Origin of the sequence: Neotamlana nanhaiensis (assembly GCF_000943555.1) — a bacterium.
In the GTDB taxonomy this organism is placed as follows: domain Bacteria; phylum Bacteroidota; class Bacteroidia; order Flavobacteriales; family Flavobacteriaceae; genus Neotamlana; species Neotamlana nanhaiensis.
This window is the reverse complement of sequence record NZ_JTDV01000015.1, coordinates 23,249-44,299: the sequence shown is the minus strand read 5'-3', so window position 1 is coordinate 44,299 and position 21,051 is coordinate 23,249. Positions and strand designations below refer to the sequence as shown.

Below are 21,051 nucleotides of genomic sequence, written 5' to 3'. Positions count from 1 at the left end.
GGCAATTAATTTAACATTGCCTACACTAAAACATATGTAATTTAAGACTTTGTTCCTCTAAAAAAAGATTTTACTTCTTTAAATAATCCAATAAATCCTGCAATTTTTCAGTTGAATCTTGCAATCCGCCTTCTCGATTACGAAGTAACCAAATTGTTTTATGCTTTTCTATAAGGAGTGTGAGTTCTGTGGCCAGTTGTTTTCGCTTTTTTAAAGGTATTTTGTTGGTAGCCATATTTTTCGCATCCAAGCGTGCTAAACCTAACTTAATACCAAACAAAGCCAATTGCGACGCTTGTTGTAATTCTTTTATAATTGTTTCACCATCTATGGCCTGCGGTTTAGCAAGTTGTAATTCTTTTAATCCTTTTTCTATTTCCGTTTTTGCAGCAATCAGTCCGTTTTTCGTTAAGTGTTTCGTTTGGTAATGCCCTTTCATTGTCCAACGAAAGCGGCGCAACATTAAGTGATACGCATTAGCATTACCAGCAGGAATATTGGCTTTTAAATAAGCATTTCCTAGTGTTAAAACAGCTTTTGCGGTATTTCCAGTGTCATCACTAAAAACATATTGATTTAGAAGAAACTCTAAATTTTCAACCGTTTCATCTGAATAATTCCAAGCATAATTTGCGCCCAAAACCAATGCTGGATAACTCACAGATTTAGGCTGAAAATGCCCAAAATCGCCCCAATCGGTAATTAAATATCCTTTTGCCCCATAGTTTTCCCCTTCAATAGCGGCATTTTTTAAGTTTAAAAAGGCGTTGTGATTTCTTCCTATTTCGGACCGCCAACTTGAAGTACCAGGACATACATAAAAATCGAGATTGGCATCATGGAACTTTTTTAAATTTTTATCAAACGGATAAGTGGCATCGTAACCCCAAACTAAAGCGGTCATGTTTTTTGGAATGTCTTTAATAAGTTCGGGATGATTTAAAACAATATCACCCCAAAACTGGCTTTGCTTTCCATTTTTAAGCACTTCGACATTTAGCTTTTTTAAAAAATTTAAATACACTTGCCCTTTACCAATAGAATCGCTTAAGCGCTTGGATTTACCTAAACCCAGTTCAACCGTTTCATCACCGCCAATATTTACAAATTTACTTGAAAAATTGGGTAATAATTCGGCATACAACTCTTGCATTAAAGCAAACGATTTAGGGCTTGTTGGTGCCAAAGCGGTTCGTTTTCGGTTTCCCCAAATGGTTTTACAGTCGGTTTCGCATTCACATAAATCTAAATACTCATCGTGTTTTAACCAATTCTCCATATGGCCAAACGAGTTTTGATTTGGTACCAAATCGATACCCTTTTTTTGACAATAGCTATCAATTTCTTTTATTTGAGCTGCGGTTAACGGACTCGCATTTTCCCAAACCACTTTATGATTTCTGTAAGCAAAAGTATGTTCGGTATACAACTGAAATTCGTTTATTCGCCATTGCTCCAACTGATCTATTAACAAATAAATGCTAGCCATAGTAGGCACCTTATTGCGGCTTACATCGAGCATATAACCACGTTTCTCAAAATTAGCCCAATCGCTTATTTTAGTATACGGAACGAATTCGTTCTTGGTTTGAGCATAGTTTAACAACCTTAGAAATGTTTGTTTTCCGTAGCGTAGCGCATTTAAGTTTTTTGCGACTAAGGTGATGTTTGAAGTATTTATTTCTAACTGAAAGGCATCAAAACCCTTTAAATTAGCATTGATTTCGAAACATAAATTGAAATCACTTTTTGCAGTTGATATATTAAATTTTCCAGCTGAAGCTTCAGTGATACTAGAATTTAAAAACGCTTTTAAAACATTTACTTCGTCATTATAAATGGCAACCATATTGGTGTTTACTTCTATCTCTTGAGGTGTAAACAGCAAATATTTTTCTAAATCGTTATTAGCAAACAAAAAAGTATTAACCAATCCGACAAAAAAAAGAACAATAAATTTAAGCTTCATAGAATTATACTTTTCTTTTAAGTATTATCAATTTTATTGAGATTAGAATGTTGTTTACTACAATTTAAATTGAACTCCCCAATTGAGAACTGAAGATTTTAAAGTGCCATTTCTTTCAATTATCCCCAAAAAATATCTCAGATTAACAGCTAAATTTTTAGCGATTTTATACCCAAAACCTAAAGTTAATCCTAAGTCAAACACATTACTCTCAAATGTGTTATTTGTTGCATTATACTCAAAAGGACTTTTCTTTACTTTTTCTTTTACATTAAAAATGTAACCTAATTGTGGTCCAGCCTCAATATAAAAAACATCATTAAATAAATACTGAAAAACAATTGGCAATATAATGGTAAACTCGTTTATTTTAGATTCATAATCTGAATCAGATATAAGAAATCCTTCAGAATCATAAACTTGTATATCCTCGACTAAAATATTTGTACCTTGGCTAGCAAACATTAATTCTGGCTGCATGTTAAAATTATTTCCTATAATAACATTTGCATAGCCTCCTGCAAAAAAGCCAAGTTTTGGTTTATAATCAAGATAAGTAATTCCTCCTACTTTATGATCTGGAGTAAATTGCGAAAAATTTCCTCCAAACGTAATTCCAAATTCAATAGTAGAGTTTTGTCCATTTAAATTATAGCAATAAAGTAAAACAAAAACTCCTAGTAACAGTGCTTTTTTTTTCATTCGGTAAAATCCTATATTTATCTAAAACCAGATAACTTTAAAACAAACTCGTTTGTCCTTCGTCGTCCTTATCGGTTTCTGTGTCGTCTTTTGGTTTGGTTGAAGCGTCTGACTCGGTAGCACCTAATGTTTCTTCATCTATAACTTCTAAATCGTTAGCATGAACTTCCTCCGGCGATTCAAAAGGTAACGGATCTAATAAATTTACTTGATTGACTTTATCTTTAGTAAGCTGATTTCCTAATGCCGAAATACCTTTAATGGCAATAAAAGCTTCTAAATTTACTTCCATATTATCCTTTCGGTCTTTACCGCGTTCTTTAGCAAAAACCACTTCTGCCATTGGTTTCCAATCGGTAGAAACAATCTCTAATTGCGATTTTGGGTGATCGGATATAAAGTTTTCTTCCTTGTCTTCTTGCTCTATTACAAATCGTTTTACGTAATATAACTCCTTTTCGCCGTGGTAGTAAATAGCCGAAATGGGCTTTTTAGGTTCCCATTTTTCAAGTACAATCATATCATCATCGAAGTGCATAGTAACTTCTGGTGTCACGGTTTTAACAACTCCAGACTGATTGATAATTAGTAATTTATCTTCACCACGAAACTCTCCAATTAAATCGCCTCGACCATCAACATTAATGCGTCTTACGGTTTCGTCGAACCAAATTTTTCGTGGTTTTAAGGTTGAAACTCCTTTCTCTTTAAGCTCAACGCGCTTAATAGAATATTTTGTTACCACATTTCCTTTTGATGCACGACCTTTTATTAAAATATCGGCAAAATCAATATCCCATTTAAGTTTTTTAATGCTTCCTGCTTGTCGCAATAAAATAGTTACTACCTCGGCTTCACCATTAGGGTTTGCCGAAAAATACAACATGGTTGATGCTTTGTTACCGTTGGTTAAATCGTATTCTCTATCGCGAGTAATACTAGTTACTGCAAAACGTTTTATGTACGATGGTCCACTTTTACCATCACGATAAATCATGTTGTAAATGGTACGTTTATCTTTCTTTTTAAACACCGCAACATGTATAATATCTTTACCAATAAAGGTTTTTGTGTCTACTTTGGTAACCATCATTTTACCCGCTTTTGTAAAAACAATGACATCGTCGATATCGCTACAATCTCCAACATATTCATCGCGACGTAATGAGGTTCCAATAAAGCCTTCGGCACGATTAACATAAAGTTTTGTATTTCGAATGACTACTTTAGTAGCATCGACATCGTCAAAAACGCGAATTTCGGTTTTACGTTCGCGTCCTTCGCCGTAATCGTTTTTAAGTCTTGTAAAATAGGCAATGGCATAATCGATAAGATGCTCTAAATGATGCTTTACCTCTGCAATTTGATCTTCTAAAGCATCAATTTTTTGTTGCGCCTTATCAATATCGAATTTTGATATACGCTTGATGCGAATCTCGGTTAAACGCACAATATCATCTTCGGTAATGGCACGTTTTAAATGTTTTATATGGGGTTGTAAGCCTTTATCGATGGCTTTAATAACACCTTCCCAAGTTTCTTCCTCTTCAATATCACGATAAATTCTATTCTCTATAAAAATACGCTCCAATGATGCAAAGTGCCACTGCTCTTCAAACTCCCCCAGTTTAATTTCGAGTTCTTGTTTTAAGAGTTGCACGGTATTATCGGTACTTCTACGAAGCATTTCAGAAACCCCTATAAACAGTGGTTTATTATCTTCGATAACACAGCCTAAAGGTGAAATTGAACTTTCGCAACTTGTAAATGCATAAAGGGCATCTATTGTTTTATCAGGCGATAACCCTGAAGGTAAATGCACCAAAATTTCAACTTCGGCAGCGGTATTATCTTCAATTTTTTTAATCTTGATTTTACCTTTATCGTTGGCTTTTAAAATAGAATCGATTAACGACGAGGTTGTGGTTGCAAAAGGAATTTCGGAAATAACCAACGTGTTTTTATCGAGTTGCGAAATTTTAGCGCGTACACGTACTTTACCTCCTCGTAAGCCATCGTTGTAATTTGAAAAATCTGCAATTCCTGCTGTCGGGAAATCGGGAACTAAAGTAAATCGTTTACCGTTTAAATGTTTTATTGAAGCCTCAATAAGCTCGATAAAGTTATGCGGTAATATTTTTGTTGATAGACCAACCGCAATACCTTCGCCACCTTGCGCCAATAGCAAAGGAAACATAACTGGTAAATTTACAGGCTCTTTTCTACGACCATCGTAACTGGCTTGCCACTCGGTTATTTTTGGGTTGTAAACCACATCGAGTGCAAATTTTGATAATCGCGCTTCAATGTAACGCGATGCTGCAGCACCATCGCCTGTTAGAATATTCCCCCAGTTTCCTTGGGTATCGATTAACAAATCTTTCTGACCAATTTGCACCATGGCATCGGCAATACTTGCATCACCGTGCGGATGATACTGCATGGTATGCCCCACAATATTAGCTACTTTATTGTAACGACCATCGTCGAGGTCTTTCATACTATGCATAATACGTCGCTGTACTGGTTTAAAACCATCTTCTATGGCTGGTACAGCACGTTCTAGAATTACATAAGATGCATAATCTAAAAACCAATCTTTATACATACCCGTAACACGGGTAATGGTTTCGTTTGGTTCTTGGTTGTCTTGGTTGGTTAAATCGTCGTTTTCTTCGTTTATCATAAACTTGAGGCAATCATTTTTTGTAACCTATTTTATTTCTTGGTTTTTGATTTTCTTTTTTATCAATCAATTCATCCAGATAATTAAAAACAAGCTCAATATTTTTGCTATGGTTGGTTAGTTTCTTTTTAATTTCTTCAATTTCAAGTTTCAAACTTAAATTATCGCTAAGTAATTGGCGCATTTTAGTAAAAACTCTAATAATTTTAATATTTACCGCAATAGCCCTATCGCTGCGCAACACGCTTGATAACATAGCAACACCTTGCTCGGTAAATGCCATTGGAGAATAACGCAGCCCCATTTTGTCGGAGTCATTGGAGGTCACAAACTGTGATCTCCAATTTTCTAATTCAGGCTTGGTAAGTTCAAACATGAAATCTTCTGGAAAACGATTCAAATTTCGCTTAATAGCCTGCTTTAAAACTCGAGTTTCAACCTCATACAAATTTGCTGAATCTCTATCGAGCATTACTTTTTGGTTTCTAATAAAGTAAATTTTGCCTGCAATATTTTCGTCTGGAATAATTAAATTGTCATCCATACGTCATTATTTTTCTTCAATTAAATCCATTTCAACTTTTAAATTGTCTATAATGAACTCTTGACGTGTTGGTGTGTTTTTGCCCATGTAAAACGATAATAAATCCTCTATCGACATACCATCGTCAAGCATCACAGGATCTAAACGAATATCGTCGCCAATAAAGTGTTTAAACTCATCGGGCGAAATTTCACCTAAACCTTTAAATCGAGTAATTTCGGGTTTTGGTTTTAATTTTTCTATGGCATTTACACGCTCTTCTTCGGTGTAACAATAAATGGTTTCTTTTTTGTTTCGAACCCTAAACAAAGGCGTTTGCAAAATGTATAAATGACCTTCTTTTATAACTTCAGGAAAAAACTGCAAGAAAAATGTAATTAACAGCAATCGAATATGCATTCCATCTACATCGGCATCCGTAGCAATTACCACGTTATTATATCGTAAATCTTCTAAAGACTCTTCAATATTTAAGGCCGCTTGTAGTAAGTTAAACTCTTCGTTTTCGTAAACTATTTTTTTGGTTAATCCGTAACAGTTTAAAGGCTTACCTTTTAAACTAAATACCGCTTGCGTGTTTACATCACGCGATTTTGTAATACTACCAGAAGCCGAATCTCCCTCGGTAATAAACAAGGTGGTTTCTAGATTTCGTTCGTTTTTAGTATCCCCAAAGTGCACACGGCAATCGCGTAATTTTTTATTATGAAGACTCGCCTTTTTAGCACGATCTCTGGCCAACTTACGAATACCAGAAAGTTCTTTACGCTCGCGTTCGGCTTGAAGAATTTTACGCTGAAGTTTATCGGCAGTATCTTGATTTTTGTGTAAGTAATTATCGAGTTTTGTTTTTACAAAATCGTTAACATAAGTGCGTACTGTTGGGTAATCGCCACCCATATCGGTAGAACCCAATTTGGTTTTTGTTTGACTCTCAAAAACAGGTTCCATAACCTTGATTGCTATGGCACTTACAATTGATTTTCTAATATCGGAAGCATCATAGCTTTTACCATAAAACTCACGAATGGTTTTTACAACGGCTTCGCGAAACGCATTTAAGTGCGTACCACCTTGGGTTGTATTTTGGCCGTTTACAAAACTGTTATATTCTTCGCTATATTGGGTTTTACTGTGGGTTAAAGCGATTTCAATATCGTCTCCACGAAGATGAATAATTGGGTATAATAAATCGGATTCGTTTATTTTTTCAGATAATAAATCTTTTAATCCGTTTTCGCTATAATACTTTTCACCATTAAAAACTATGGTTAAACCTGGGTTAAGGTACACATAGTTTTTAAGCATTTTTACAACATATTCGCTACGAAATTTATAGTTTTTAAAAATACTTTCGTCTGGAACAAACGATACTTTCGTTCCTTTTCGGCGCGAGGTATCGTCGAGCATTTCTTTAGCAGTTAGCTCGCCTTTTTCAAACTCGGCCGAAGCCGATTTACCGTCTCTAGTACTTTCAACCCTAAAATAAGTTGATAAGGCATTTACGGCTTTGGTACCAACACCATTTAATCCTACAGATTTTTTAAACGCCTTTGAGTCGTACTTACCACCAGTGTTCATTTTTGAAACCACATCAACCACCTTACCAAGAGGAATACCACGACCATAATCGCGTACAATTACTTTGGCCCCTTGTATAGAAATCTCGATAGTTTTACCAGCGCCCATTACAAACTCGTCGATAGAGTTATCTAGCACTTCTTTAAGTAAAATATAAATACCATCGTCTGGCGAACTACCATCACCTAGTTTACCAATATACATCCCGGGACGCATTCTAATATGCTCTTTCCAGTCTAACGAACGTATATTATCTTCGGTGTAATTGGTTTGTTCTGCCATAAAATTAGGTGAGTTTTGTGAGATTGCTTGCTAATATAATATATCGGCTTAAAAAATAAAACTACAACTTCACAAATTAATTAAAAAAGTTATTATGATTTTCTTGATAGCCTATTTATCATATTCTGCACAGACAAACGAAAATACCTACATTAATAATCTTGAATTATCACAAAATCAAATAGTGATATACTAAATATTAAATTTATAAGAAGATAGTTAAAAAAGTATAAAAACTAAAGAAATACCATATTTACACGTCAACATTATTTAAAATAAATATAACGCTCTAAACCTGAAACCTACAAAGATTCAGCTTTATCTTTTAGAGCTTCATTTCTAAAAACAATTAATTTTTTAATATGCTTTTTTAAAAATAGATAATCGAATAATTTTCCAAATACCCCATACGGCGATTCAAAATAAAACTTATCTATCATTAGCGTTTTATTTTTAATCTTCTTAAAAATATGCTCGTGTTTATAGGTTTTAAAATGGCCTTTAACCATTTCGTCTACAAATAAAAAGGGTTGCGAAAATTCGGTTACTTTTAAAGTTAAATGCTGATGTAAATTAAGGTGTCTCGTTTCCCATATGGTGGCATCACCTTTTTCAACCAAGCCAGCTACTTTTCCAGAAATAGCTATTTCTGTTGGTTTTTGTAACGTATTTTGATAAAAAGTAACATCTCTCGCCAAATCGAAACAAGTTTCAATTTCGGCGTCAATTTCGGTTTTTACTTCAATTAAAGGCATAACAAACTGGGACCTTTTTTATAAGCTTTAAAAGGTATTTTTTTGCTTTAGTTAAAAATAAAGCACACGCAAATATACCAAACAACAACTGATTTCCAATTACCTAAGTATAATTAGCATTGCAGATTTACATGATTCTTAGTGCATATACCTATTTGCAAAAAAAAATGCATCAACCGTAATATAAATCCAAAAAAAAATCAAAAACCTGAAGTTCAAGCTTTTGATTTTTATTGATTTTTTAAAATCTTTTTATTACACATTAAAAAGGAAATGCATCACATCGCCATCTTTAACAATGTAATTTTTTCCTTCAACACGCATTTTACCTGCTTCTTTTACTTTAGTTTCGCTACCTAATGCTACATAATCGTTATAAGCAATAACTTCGGCTCGAATAAAACCTTTTTCAAAATCGGTATGAATTACACCAGCCGCTTGTGGCGCCGTGGCGCCTATGGAAACCGTCCACGCTCGCACTTCTTTTACACCAGCAGTAAAATAGGTTTGCTGATTTAATAATTTATAAGCCCCACGAATTAACTTTGCCGATCCTGGTTCATCAAGACCTATATCTTGTAAAAACATTTGGCGCTCTTCATAATCTTCTAACTCGTTAATATCTGCTTCAGTACCCACAGCAAGCACTAAAACCTCAGCATTTTCATCTTTTACAGTTTCTTTTACTTTCTCTACATAAGCATTTCCCGAAACCGCAGATCCTTCATCTACATTACAAACATACATCACTGGTTTATCGGTAATAAATTGAGATGGTTTTACAAAATCGGCATAATCATCATCGCTAAACTCTAACGCTCTAACCGATTTTCCTGCTTCTAAACCTGCCTTTATAGCTAATAAAGTTGCTTCTTCTTTTTGAGCCTCTTTATTACCTGTTTTTGCAGCACGTTTTACTTTATCTAATTTTTTATCAACCGTTTCAAGATCTTTAAGTTGCAACTCCATATCAATGGTTTCTTTATCTCGAATAGGATCTACACTACCATCAACGTGTACAATATTATCGTTATCGAAACAACGTAACACGTGTAAAATAGCATCGGTTTCGCGAATGTTTGCTAAAAATTGGTTTCCCAATCCTTCACCTTTACTCGCGCCTTTTACCAATCCCGCAATATCAACAATCTCTACGGTTGCAGGAATAACACGCTCAGGGTTTACTAAACTTTCTAATTTCTCTAACCTAGGATCGGGTACGTTTACCACACCAATATTAGGCTCGATAGTACAAAACGGAAAGTTTGCACTTTGCGCCTTGGCATTCGATAAACAATTAAATAACGTTGATTTTCCTACGTTTGGTAATCCTACAATTCCTGCTTTCATTGATATTTATTTTTAATTTCCGTGCAAACGAAAATCTTTTAACAACTTATTAAATTTACGATTAGCCTGCTTTTACAGCATGTAATTCGCGGTGCAAATGTAATTAATTAAATAGAAATAATTAACCGAAAAATTACGCTTGTTTTTAAAACCTAAACCTTTGTTAATTTATGGTTTAACCTACTTTATTATGAAAAATATTCTGTAACATTATAACAGCTAAATCGTTTATGTAGTAAAACCATCAACTATGAAACAGATTCTTGTTTTATTTTCTTTTTTGTTTTGTTCAATGTCTATATTCTCGCAAAATATTACGGCTAGAATAATTGACAAAAACACTAAAGCACCTATTCCTTATGCGACCATAAAAACTGGGAAAAACAGCGGTTTAATATCGAACGACGATGGCTATTTCACTTTAAATAACCTAAATAACGACGCTATAACCATTACGATTTCCTGTTTGGGCTACGAAAGTGAAACGTTAAGCATTTCGGCAATAAAAAAAGCTAATTTGCTTATAAAATTATCGCAAGCTTTAAATCAATTAGATGAAGTTTATATAAGCAATAAAAGACCAAATGCCGATTCTATAATAGCAAAAGTAAGGCAAAATATTTCTAAAAACTACAATGCCAACCTTAACAAACACAGCATTTTTCATAGAACTACCAATTACGGACATTTTGATCATTTAGATTTTGAAATTGACAAAGCTTCAGAATTTAACAAACAAAATTTAGCCCGTGCCAATGCCGAATTAATTGCTTTATCTAAAAAAGTACGAGAAAGCGACGCCAAACATTTTACCGATTTTAAAGGAGAGCTTTATACCTTAAATCAAGACAGCAGCAAATTGGCCGTGAGTAAAGCCACAAAACTTCTTGATGCAAAAAATAATTTTTCGATTGAAGAAGTACAAGATCGCGCCCAAAAAATTGTATTAACGTATTTAGATACCACCAAAACTTACAAAGTAAAAACTGGTTTTTTTACAGTTGAAGACTCACTAGCCCTAAACGATGAAGAATTTAAGAATAAAAACAAAGACAAGTTTGAATTAAGCACTTTAAACAACGATGCGAAAAGGTTATTGAAGCGCACGCAATTTGCCGAAAACTCATTACTAACTCAATTTATAAATCCTAATTTATACGATTACGAGTTTGAAGATGTAACGCTTTACAACAGCAACCTTACCTATATTATTAATTTTTCACCGCGAAAAGGAAAAGCCAAACATTCGGGTACCATGTATGTAAATGATGGCGATTATGCCATAACCAAAGTGGAGTATTCGTATTACAAAAACAGACATGGCGAAAAACTTAATTTAAAACTTTTACTGGGTGTTAAATACATTGAAAACGCAAATAGAGGTTCTATTTTATTTGAAAAAGGCAGTACATTTTACCATCCAAAATATATAAAACATACATCGGGAAGCTATTTTTATTTTAGTCGAGATTTTAAATTGATTGAAAACAGCCGGGATAGAAACAAAATTAAGTTTAGTATAAAATTAGAAGGCGAAAACCGCAGTAAAGTGGAAATGCTTTTTACCGAAAATAGCCAAATTACGCAAAGTGATTTTGATGCCATTACTCAAGAAGAAACAGCGCCCTTTAAAGTACTATCTGCATTCGATAAAACCACTTGGGCCAATGAAGCTACTTTAGAACCCACCGAAGAAATGAAGGCTTTTAGTGGCGAGGATTAACCAACGGCACATAACGCTCGTTGATGATGTTTAAATGATGCATTTGATGCCCTACAATTACAAAACCTAGCGCCAAAGCATTTATTTTCACGTTAAAGCAATCGCCTAAATTTTTAACGCCATCATCGTCAAAACTTTCAAAAAGGTAAATACTGGTTTGCCTAACTAATTTTAGCTCATTTAGTAAATCATCTATGGTTCTTTTATTGGCATTATTGTGGTGCGCCAAAACTTTTTCATCATAGCCTGATAAAACGGTAGTGTCAAATCTTGCAAAACGCAACGCTCGATAAGCTTGAATACGCTCGTTATCAATAACATGTTGTATTACTTCTTTAACCGTCCATTTTTCGGGTTGGTAACGTTTATCGGCAATAGTGTTGTAAAGTGCTAAATCGAGTTCGTTTAAAACGGACAACGAATTTGTTAATGCCAACAATAAATCATCTTCTCGAACCAACTTGATATAGCGATCGAAAAATTTGGGCATGGGGTTTATTTGGGATTTTTTCATTTTATGGTGATTGTTGTGATTATCCGTTTATATATAAAAAATAGTGCGTAAGCAAACTTACACTTTCTCGACTAAACAAATGTTATTAAACAAGTAAAGCAAATAGCATTCAATACTTGCTTAGCTACTTTTTATGAACATCGTTAGGTTAATTATTTATTTTTAGTACTTTTGTACCATACTACAACTGATAAGTTGTTCAAAAAATATTAGGATTGGGGTGTCCCCGGTCGGCGTAAAAGGTTGAGTTTTCTCAGCCTTTTTGTTTTATGGAAATTTCTTAAGCCCATAAACCCTTCCATTTTTCGTATAAAAATTATGTTTAAATTTGTCAAACGACAAGTTAACACCTTGTGGATTTAAAATTTTTCTAGCAATTGGATAAGCAATTAAATCAGAAAGTTGAAGACCATTTATATTTTCATTTTTCCAACTAAATTTTGCTTTGAAACCGTAATTTTGAATTCTTTCAGAATCAACATAATATGTTCCAATTTGCTTAACTTTCTGTATATGTTCATTTAATTTAGTATCCTCCTTTTTTCCTCTTCTTTCTATAATTATTTCTAGATCATTACAATTTCCGAGTTTGTCTAGACAAAAAACAGTTCTCTCAAGTATGAAAGAAAGTGATATTTCGTAAACATCGTTTTCTAATCTTCCATATTTTTTTATGAATTCAGTTTTATTTATTGAAGCAGCAATAATATTATATTGTTGCTTTTCTACTAAAACATTTATGGATTCATAGAATTTCTCTTTAATACCTAAATCAAATAATATTTGAAATTCGTTATTACATTTCCTAATATCTCTTGAGTGGAAAATAACATTTTTATTATTCCAGAACTCAATTTTTATTCTATTAATCTCATTCCTAATTAGTTTGTAATTTTCTTCTGAAATCAAAATTCCACATAACAAAAAAATAGGAAAACTTTTGTCAATTTTTTTTAGCCCGTGGTCACCACTTTCATCAAGGAATAAATAATATTTCAAATTAGTATTTAATTTCTGTAATTGTACAAATATTGTCGTTTTTGGGTAGTTACAACTATTGAGCTAGAACCATTTTTTAATTGCTCTCATCGCCTAAAAAACGAAATTAGCTTTTAAATCACACAAAATCAATACAATAAATAAAATTTCAGTAATTATTTTCAACAAAAACCTAAAACTCACTATTATAAATCTCCAATACAATCTCAGTAGCATTTTTAGCCGATTCCCCTGTAATTAGAGGTTCTGTATCGTTTTGTATAGCTTTTACAAAGTCATTTAAAATGGTTTCGTGGTTGGTTGTATCGCTTACTGCTGCGGTTGCTGCACCTGTATGGGTATTTTGGCTTGGCGTAACGGTTGTTGGGTTTTCAAGACCTTCAATACTCCAATGGGCAATCACATCGTTTTCCAGAATTAAACAACCTTTACTGGTGTATATTTCTAATTTAGCTGGAAAACCTGGTTTTGTAGCTGTTGAAGCGGTAATGGTTGCCAACATCCCAGAATTGTGTTCACAAATAGCAACACCATGATCTTCTACTTCAATATTATGAGCGAAAGTTGCCAGTTTGCTCACAATTTTCTTCGGTTTCCCGAAAAACCAATAATACAAATCGATATAATGTGATGCCTGCTGAATAAATGGTCCGCCACCATCAATACTATATGTTCCACGGTACTCAGAAGAATTATAATACGCATCATCGCGATAGTTTTTCACCGATAAATCCACCGAAAAAACAGTGCCCAATTCCCCAGAATCAATCAACTTTTTAATTACAGGATTATCTGAACTATAACGCCTTTGGTATGCAACCCCTAGTTTAACATTAGCCGTTTTGCAGGAAGCAATCATGTTATCAATAGCTTCAATGGTAATATCAATAGGTTTTTCGCATAACACGTGCTTTCCTAATTTAGCAGCCTCGATGCAGGATACATGATGCAACCCGTTAGGCGTACAAATAATTACAGCATCAAAAGGTACTGAAACCTCGGCTAAAGTTTTAAAAAACGGCAACGCTTTTAAATATGTTGGTTTTTCGGTTTTACTTGAAATTATAGCAACAACTTTAGCGTTTTCAATATTATTTATGGCATTTAAATAAGTTGACGCAATATTTCCAGCACCAATTATAACAAATTTTACAACACTCATTTTAAGTATAAATTAACTTGCAACAAGTTAGTTAAATTACTGGTAATACGCCTACATATTTACAAAAACAAACAAATCGCCGCTGTTATGGGCAATGGTAACAACTTCATTAATTGCAGTATTTCTGGTACCAATACGTTTACCAAAACTTAAATTTTCGTTGTTTAGTGGGTATTTTAAACCAGTTGTACTAATACCTTCAACAGGCGTTAATGGTACTAATGAAACAATCTTGTTTTTACAGTTTTTAATTTCAATCTGTTTATCGGCTAAAAAATAATAGCCATAATTATCAAAAAAAGTGAGCTTTAATGTGTTTTTCCAATGTACGGCTGTACTCAAATTACCTAAAAAGTGGTCTTGCTCTTGGCCGCTAGCACCATAAACATCAATATAAACAAATCCTTTTTCTTTTAAAATATTTAGTATTTTATCGAAATCGGTAAAATCTTGATCGGGTGTATGTATTACTTCAACATCTTTAGGTAATTCGGCTAACGAATCGAAATCGCCGCTTATAAAATCGGGTGTAATATTATGGTTCATTAAATGTTTGTAACCACCATCGGTAGCGCAAACTATATCGTATTTACTTAAATCTGGAAACACAATTGGCGGTTCGCCATTAATTAATAAAAACGCTTTTTTTAATGTCATTACAAGAATATTTAAAGCTAAGAAACAAAAAATCCTGAGCAAAAAACTCAGGATTAATTTAAAATTTTATGTCTTTCAAAACTATCCGTCCGGATGCATAAAGCGTTGTTTTGCTAGAAGCTCGTCTTCGGTTTCTTCGTGGTCATCATCTGGCACACAACAATCTACAGGACAAACTGCTGCACATTGTGGCTCATCATGAAACCCTTTACACTCAGTACATTTATCTGGAACAATGTAATACAAATCGTCGCTAACCGGCTCTTGAGCTTCATCGGCATCAACTTCTTTTCCGTTAGGTAAAACAATACTTCCTTCTAAACTTGTTCCGTCTTTATAACGCCAATCGTCGGCGCCTTCATATATTGCTGTATTAGGGCACTCTGGTTCGCAAGCACCACAGTTAATACATTCGTCTGTTATAATTATTGCCATAGTAATTTTTATCTTTTAAAATTTAAGAACTTATAATGTTTCCTTAAATTTGCAGTTGCAAAAATAAAGCCAAAACCATTCATAACCAAATTAGAATGCAATTAGACCAAAGAATTAATGCTTTTGTGAATTTAGGGTTGTTTTTAAAACAATTTTCAAACAAAACCGTACAAAAGAAAGAGAATATTAAATGTAACGATTTGTTTTTTGATGGCTTTAAACACCAATTAAAACTTGCCGAAGAACACAATGGTTGGTTTACACCAGAAAACCTTAGGTTTGCTATACAAAGTTGGGCAGAAGCTTTAACCCCAGACAACCTTGAAACCTGGTTAAAACCTTACCAAATTAACACCAAAAACCCCAAAACGATTGCTATTATTATGGCGGGAAATATTCCGCTAGTTGGATTTCATGATTTTTTAGCGGTGTTAATTACGGGGCATGATGTATTGGTAAAACAATCGAGTAACGATAAGCAACTATTACCGTACTTAGCAAAATACCTAGAATATGTTGAACCAAGTTTTAAAGGAAAAACACAATTTACCGAAGCTAAACTAGAAAATTTTGATGCTGTAATTGCCACAGGAAGCAACAATACAGCACGCTATTTTGAATATTATTTTAAAGGAAAACCGGCTATTATTAGAAAAAATCGAAATTCGATTGCGGTTTTAACAGGTAATGAAACGACGGACGATTTAAAAAACCTATCAGAAGACATTTTTAGATATTACGGCTTAGGATGCCGAAACGTTTCAAAAATTTACGTTCCAGAAAATTACGACTTTAAAACTTTTTTCGAAGCCATTTACCATTGGCATCCCATAATTGAACAAGCCAAATATGCAAACAATTACGATTACAATAAAGCCGTATATTTAATGAGTGAGTTTGATATGCTTGAAAACGGATTTTTTATGATTAAAGAAGATGAAAGCTACGCGTCGCCTATTGCCACATTATTTTACGAATATTATAAGGACGCGAATACGCTTAAAGAAAAATTAGAAACAGAAAAAGATCAAATTCAGTGCATCGTTTCTCATAATTTTACAGACAACGAAATACCGTTTGGGCATACCCAAAAGCCAAATCTTTGGGATTATGCGGATAGTGTCGATTCTGTTGAATTTTTATTAGCAATTTCGTAAAAAAATTATTGAATTTTTAACACAAAATACTCAATTTATCACCAACTTTACAACTTAATTTTTTTTACAAAAAATGAAATCTTAATTCTTATAAAGATTCTTAAATTAGCAGTAATTTTTAGCTTTTTTTTAAATGATTTAAGATTACATCTGATTCAAAAAATAAGACAAAAAACAAACAGATGAAAAAACACAATTTTAGCGCAGGACCATGTATTTTACCTCAAGAAGTATTACAAAAAGCTTCACAAGCCGTTCTAGATTTAGATAACAGCGGGTTGTCTTTAATTGAGATATCCCACCGTAGCAAAGCTTTTGTAGACATTATGGAAAACGCTAGAGCGCTTGCCCTTGAACTTCTTGGTTTAGAAGGCAAAGGTTACAAAGCTTTATTTTTACAAGGTGGTGCTAGCACGCAGTTTCTAATGGTAGCTTTAAACCTTCTAGAAAAAAGAGCGGGTTATTTAAATTCTGGTACTTGGGCAGCAAAGGCCATTAAAGAGGCTCAGATTTACGACGATATTTACGAAGTAGCATCATCAAAAGATGCAAACTATAACTACATTCCAAAGGGTTACGAAATCCCTGAAGATTACGATTATTTTCACTGTACCTCAAACAACACTATTTTTGGTACACAAATGAAAGAATTTCCAAACTCACCAATTCCAATGGTTTGCGATATGAGTAGTGATATTTTTTCTCGTAGTTTAGATTTTTCAAAATTCGATATCATTTATGCTGGAGCTCAAAAAAACATGGGACCAGCAGGTACAACTTTAGTAATTGTTAAAGAAGACGTTTTAGGCAAAGTATCGCGTAAAATACCTTCTATGATGGATTACAAGTTACATATCGATAAAGGTAGTATGTTTAACACGCCTCCTGTTTTTGCAGTATACACATCTATGTTAACGTTAGAGTGGTTAAAAGCACAAGGCGGTATTACAGCTATTGAAAAAGAAAACGAAAAGAAAGCGCGTTTAATGTATTCTGAAATTGACTTAAACCCATTATTTAAAGGGTTTGCAGCAAAAGAAGATCGCTCGAACATGAACGCTACCTTTACACTTGAAAACGAAAACCTTAAAGAAACCTTCGATACTATGCTTAAAGAAGCTGGTGTTAACGGACTTAACGGCCACAGAAGTGTTGGAGGTTATAGAGCTTCAATGTACAACGCATTACCTTTAGATAGCGTAAAAGTTGTGGTTGAAGTAATGAGCGAATTAGAACGTAAAGCATAATACAGTAAACAGTAAACCAGTTGCAGTTATGCAGTTGTTTTTATTAAAATTTTAAAATAATTAATCCTAAAAGTTTAAGCTAATGGTTTCACCACTTTTAACTTTTAACTTTTAACTTTTAACTTTTAACTTACAGAAATGAAAGTACTAGCAAACGACGGTGTTTCTCAAAGCGGTATTGATGCCCTTGAAAAAGCCGGATACCAAGTATCTACCACAACAGTAGCACAAGAGCAATTAATAAACTACATAAACGAAAACGATATTTCGGTTTTATTGGTTAGAAGTGCTACCACAGTTAGAAAAGATTTAATTGATGCCTGCCCGAACCTAAAAATTATTGGTCGTGGTGGCGTTGGTATGGATAATATTGATGTTGATTACGCCCGCGAAAAAGGCTTACACGTAATTAACACTCCTGCTGCTTCATCGCACTCGGTTGCCGAATTAGTTTTTGGCCACCTTTACGGTTTAGCGCGCTTTTTACATAACTCTAACCGCGATATGCCACTTGAGGGCGATAGCAACTTTAAAGGCCTTAAAAAGGCTTACGCTAAAGGCACCGAATTAAAAGGTAAAACTTTAGGCGTTTTAGGTTTTGGTCGTATTGGGCAAGCTACTGCTAAAGTAGCTTTAGGTGCTGGAATGAAAGTTGTTGCTTTCGATCCGTTTTTAGAAGAAGCTAACTTAGAATTAGAATTTTTCGACGGACAAACCGTAAACTTCGATATTAAAACCATTTCTAAAGAAGACGTTTTAAAACAAGCCGATTTTATTACACTTCACGTGCCTGCGCAAAAAGATTACGTTATAGACGAAGCCGAATTTAACATGATGAAAGACGGTGCTATTTTAGTAAACGCTGCTCGTGGTGGTGTGGTTAACGAAGTTGCTTTGGTAAATGCTATTGAAAGCGGAAAAATTTCAAGAGCGGCTCTTGATGTTTTTGAAAAAGAACCAAAACCAGAAATGCAATTATTAATGAATTCTGCTTTATCATTAACACCACATACTGGTGCTGCAACTAACGAAGCACAAGACAGAATTGGAACAGAATTAGCAACACAAATTATTAGCATTCTTGGTTAATAAGAAATAATTTGTGACCTATTCACAATATTTGAGTCCTAACTATAACGGTTAGGACTTTTTTTGTACCTTGAGTAACCAATTTTTTGTAAAACAATTAAAATAAATAAACATGTCTGGAATTTTAGATTTATTAAACAGTGACTTAGGAAAAACAATAATTAGCGGAGTTGCAGGACAAACCAACCAACCACAGAACAAAACACAAGATGTATTAACTATGGCTCTACCTGTATTAATGCAAGCTATGAAAAGAAACGCAGCCACACCACAAGGTGCAGAAGGCTTAATGAGCGCTTTAAACGGAAAACACGATGGTAGTATTTTAGATAACCTTGGCGGATTATTTAGTGGTGGCGTGGACGATAATGTTTTAAATGACGGAAGCAAAATTTTAGGCCATGTTTTAGGTAACAAGCAACAGCGTGTTGAAAATACGTTAGGTGCAAAAGCTGGTATGGATGCTGGTTCTGTAGCGCAAATATTAAAAGTTGCCGCTCCTATTTTAATGGGTGTTTTAGGTAAGCAAACCAGACAAAACAACGTAAACAACCAAGGTGGCATTACCGATTTATTAGGCGGTTTAATTGGCGGAAATTCTGCAAGCCAAGAACAAAGCTTTTTAGAATCTATTCTTGATGCCGATGGCGATGGTAGTGTTATTGATGATGTAGCTGGTATGGTATTAGGCGGAAATAAAAAGAAAGGTGGCCTTGGCGGTATGTTAGGTGGGCTTTTCGGAAAATAAAACCAGACGCGCAACCATATAATAAAATTTGTCATTTAAAGTGCAAACGACTCTAACTCAAGTTTAGAAAAATCGTTGTGCTTTGAATGACATTTTTTTAGCATAATACTGTCATTCTGAAGGAGGACGACTGAAGAATCTTCTCTTTAATAATTCTTTATATCTACAAGATTCTTCGCTGCGCTCTGAATGACACTCAAGCTCTAAAAAAATTTGTCATTTTAAAAAGAGGACAATCAACAAATCTATTTTCTTAAAAACACCGCTTTTAGGAACAATTTTTGTAACTTTTAAGATAAATTCAAGTTATGAAACACCTACTCTACATAGTTCTACTCGTCTCGCTTATTGCTTTTAACTGTAATACTCCAAAAAAAGTAACCAACACCAATACTAACGAAAGACTTGAAAACTTAAAAGACAACGACACCGTAAAAATAAGTAGCGATAAGGTTGAATACGAAATTATAATTATAGAACCCGGTTATAATTATTGGCTGGCAAGCACAGCAAGACCAGAAGGCTTTTACTCGCAGCAATTCATGGAAAATCGAAATTATCAATATGTAGTAGAATGGAATAACCGCGTTTTACAACCTAATCGTTTCGATCCTAACTTATACGAACTTCAAATAGATTACAGACCAGGAATAGATTATGGCTACGAGGTAAACTACAAACTGTACAATTATTTTATCTATTTTCAGTTAAAATACAAGCAAAGGTTAGGCCCTTTTACACCTAGAATTTAAAAGCTTTTGCGTATTTTTGTGCAAAACACATAGCTTGGAAAAGTTAAAGAAACGTTGGGGCATTACTAGCAATTGGCAAATTGCTGTCATCTTTATTGTTTTTGCAGTCACAGGATCTACAGCTTCCTATATTGGCAAGCCCATTTTAGGCTTTTTCAACATTACTAAAGAAACGTTAAATCCGTTTCTATATTGGACAATTCGTATACTTTTGCTGTTTATTGTCTATCAATTTTTACTTGTTTTCTTCGGATGGCTCTTCGGTCAGTTTAAATTTTTCTGGAATTTCGAGAAGAAAATGTTAGTAAGACTTGGGTTTAAGTTTTTAAAAGATTAGTGAGCAACATTACTAAACATATTACCTTTAAATTTTTCGCTTTACTGCTAGTTGGTTTATTATGTCTACCCACAATTTTAAAACTTCAGCATAGTTTTGAACATCATGAGCACAAGGTTTGTTTAGATGATAGCACAACGCATATTCATACGGTCGATTTAGATTGTGACTTTCATAAGTTTCAATTAAATCATCATTTTACACTTACAGAACAAACTTTTGAAAGTTTACCTGAAACAACTCCGTTTCAAAATAACTTTAAAAGCTACTCTTTTTTAAAAAATCATCAACATTTATATTTTTCGTTAAGAGCGCCACCTGCCTTCATTTAATATTTCAGAATTACATTAAAATTTAAGTAA

20 protein-coding genes are annotated in these 21,051 nt (G+C 33.8%); 8 read left to right on the top strand and 12 right to left on the bottom strand.

Annotated elements, in window-relative coordinates; translation table 11 throughout:
* Positions 1-70 precede the first annotated feature (70 nt).
* The 7 genes from PK35_RS14745 to ychF all read right to left on the bottom strand — a co-directional run bounded on the left by PK35_RS14745 (position 71) and on the right by ychF (position 9,869).
* Positions 71-1,969: a beta-N-acetylhexosaminidase gene (locus PK35_RS14745; RefSeq protein ID WP_238320927.1), complete on the bottom strand. Its 1,899-nt coding sequence runs from the start codon at positions 1,967-1,969 to the stop codon at positions 71-73.
* Positions 1,970-2,026: 57 nt separating this feature from the next.
* The gene (locus PK35_RS14740) at positions 2,027-2,671 is read right to left on the bottom strand and encodes a porin family protein (RefSeq protein ID WP_044627341.1); all 645 of its coding nucleotides are present in this window, start codon (positions 2,669-2,671) and stop codon (positions 2,027-2,029) included.
* Positions 2,672-2,708: 37 nt separating this feature from the next.
* Positions 2,709-5,357 (bottom strand): DNA gyrase/topoisomerase IV subunit A, encoded by a 2,649-nt coding sequence (locus PK35_RS14735; RefSeq protein WP_044627340.1) that lies wholly within the window; start codon positions 5,355-5,357, stop codon positions 2,709-2,711.
* A gap of 13 nt (positions 5,358-5,370) precedes the next feature.
* Positions 5,371-5,901: an ORF6N domain-containing protein gene (locus PK35_RS14730; protein WP_044627339.1), complete on the bottom strand. Its 531-nt coding sequence runs from the start codon at positions 5,899-5,901 to the stop codon at positions 5,371-5,373.
* A 6-nt stretch (positions 5,902-5,907) separates the two neighbouring features.
* Positions 5,908-7,764 carry a DNA topoisomerase IV subunit B gene (locus PK35_RS14725; protein WP_044627338.1) on the bottom strand — a complete coding sequence of 619 codons (1,857 nt, stop codon included), beginning with the start codon at positions 7,762-7,764 and terminating at the stop codon, positions 5,908-5,910.
* A gap of 302 nt (positions 7,765-8,066) precedes the next feature.
* The gene (locus PK35_RS14720) at positions 8,067-8,519 is read right to left on the bottom strand and encodes an SRPBCC family protein (protein WP_044627337.1); all 453 of its coding nucleotides are present in this window, start codon (positions 8,517-8,519) and stop codon (positions 8,067-8,069) included.
* A 255-nt stretch (positions 8,520-8,774) separates the two neighbouring features.
* The gene (gene ychF, locus PK35_RS14715) at positions 8,775-9,869 is read right to left on the bottom strand and encodes a redox-regulated ATPase YchF (protein WP_044627336.1); all 1,095 of its coding nucleotides are present in this window, start codon (positions 9,867-9,869) and stop codon (positions 8,775-8,777) included.
* A 250-nt stretch (positions 9,870-10,119) separates the two neighbouring features.
* On the opposite strand from ychF, the gene PK35_RS14710 reads away from it, so the two are divergent.
* Complete coding sequence (locus PK35_RS14710; RefSeq protein ID WP_082048600.1) at positions 10,120-11,592, top strand: carboxypeptidase-like regulatory domain-containing protein; 1,473 nt, start codon at positions 10,120-10,122, stop codon at positions 11,590-11,592.
* Here PK35_RS14710 and PK35_RS14705 read toward each other — a convergent pair.
* From PK35_RS14705 to PK35_RS14685, 5 genes are all read right to left on the bottom strand, one after another.
* Entirely contained in the window at positions 11,576-12,106 is a 531-nt protein-coding gene (locus PK35_RS14705; protein ID WP_044627334.1) for a DinB family protein, read from the bottom strand. The two genes, PK35_RS14710 and PK35_RS14705, sit on opposite strands and share 17 nt — an antisense overlap.
* A gap of 267 nt (positions 12,107-12,373) precedes the next feature.
* Positions 12,374-13,105 carry a DUF3800 domain-containing protein gene (locus tag PK35_RS14700; RefSeq protein WP_044627333.1) on the bottom strand — a complete coding sequence of 244 codons (732 nt, stop codon included), beginning with the start codon at positions 13,103-13,105 and terminating at the stop codon, positions 12,374-12,376.
* A gap of 172 nt (positions 13,106-13,277) precedes the next feature.
* A complete protein-coding gene (locus tag PK35_RS14695; protein ID WP_044627332.1) occupies positions 13,278-14,267 on the bottom strand; it encodes a Gfo/Idh/MocA family protein in 990 nt (329 codons plus the stop codon).
* Between the two features lie 51 nt (positions 14,268-14,318).
* Entirely contained in the window at positions 14,319-14,924 is a 606-nt protein-coding gene (locus tag PK35_RS14690) for a thiamine diphosphokinase (RefSeq protein ID WP_044627331.1), read from the bottom strand.
* Positions 14,925-15,005: 81 nt separating this feature from the next.
* Positions 15,006-15,359: a 4Fe-4S dicluster domain-containing protein gene (locus tag PK35_RS14685; protein WP_044627330.1), complete on the bottom strand. Its 354-nt coding sequence runs from the start codon at positions 15,357-15,359 to the stop codon at positions 15,006-15,008.
* 95 nt (positions 15,360-15,454) lie between these two features.
* On the opposite strand from PK35_RS14685, the gene PK35_RS14680 reads away from it, so the two are divergent.
* From PK35_RS14680 to PK35_RS17630, 7 genes are all read left to right on the top strand, one after another.
* Positions 15,455-16,516 (top strand): acyl-CoA reductase, encoded by a 1,062-nt coding sequence (locus tag PK35_RS14680; protein WP_044627329.1) that lies wholly within the window; start codon positions 15,455-15,457, stop codon positions 16,514-16,516.
* A 182-nt stretch (positions 16,517-16,698) separates the two neighbouring features.
* On the top strand, positions 16,699-17,763 hold the full coding sequence (gene serC / locus PK35_RS14675) for a 3-phosphoserine/phosphohydroxythreonine transaminase (protein WP_044627328.1): 1,065 nt from the start codon (positions 16,699-16,701) through the stop codon (positions 17,761-17,763).
* A 138-nt stretch (positions 17,764-17,901) separates the two neighbouring features.
* A complete protein-coding gene (locus PK35_RS14670; protein WP_044627327.1) occupies positions 17,902-18,852 on the top strand; it encodes a D-2-hydroxyacid dehydrogenase in 951 nt (316 codons plus the stop codon).
* Positions 18,853-18,964: 112 nt separating this feature from the next.
* A complete protein-coding gene (locus PK35_RS14665; protein ID WP_044627326.1) occupies positions 18,965-19,600 on the top strand; it encodes a DUF937 domain-containing protein in 636 nt (211 codons plus the stop codon).
* A gap of 308 nt (positions 19,601-19,908) precedes the next feature.
* Positions 19,909-20,352 carry a DUF6146 family protein gene (locus PK35_RS14660; RefSeq protein ID WP_044627325.1) on the top strand — a complete coding sequence of 148 codons (444 nt, stop codon included), beginning with the start codon at positions 19,909-19,911 and terminating at the stop codon, positions 20,350-20,352.
* Between the two features lie 34 nt (positions 20,353-20,386).
* Positions 20,387-20,689 carry a DUF6787 family protein gene (locus PK35_RS14655; protein ID WP_044627324.1) on the top strand — a complete coding sequence of 101 codons (303 nt, stop codon included), beginning with the start codon at positions 20,387-20,389 and terminating at the stop codon, positions 20,687-20,689.
* The gene (locus PK35_RS17630; RefSeq protein ID WP_052826023.1) at positions 20,689-21,021 is read left to right on the top strand and encodes a hypothetical protein; all 333 of its coding nucleotides are present in this window, start codon (positions 20,689-20,691) and stop codon (positions 21,019-21,021) included. Before PK35_RS14655 ends, PK35_RS17630 begins: the two co-directional genes overlap by 1 nt.
* The last annotated feature ends 30 nt before the right edge of the window (positions 21,022-21,051 follow it).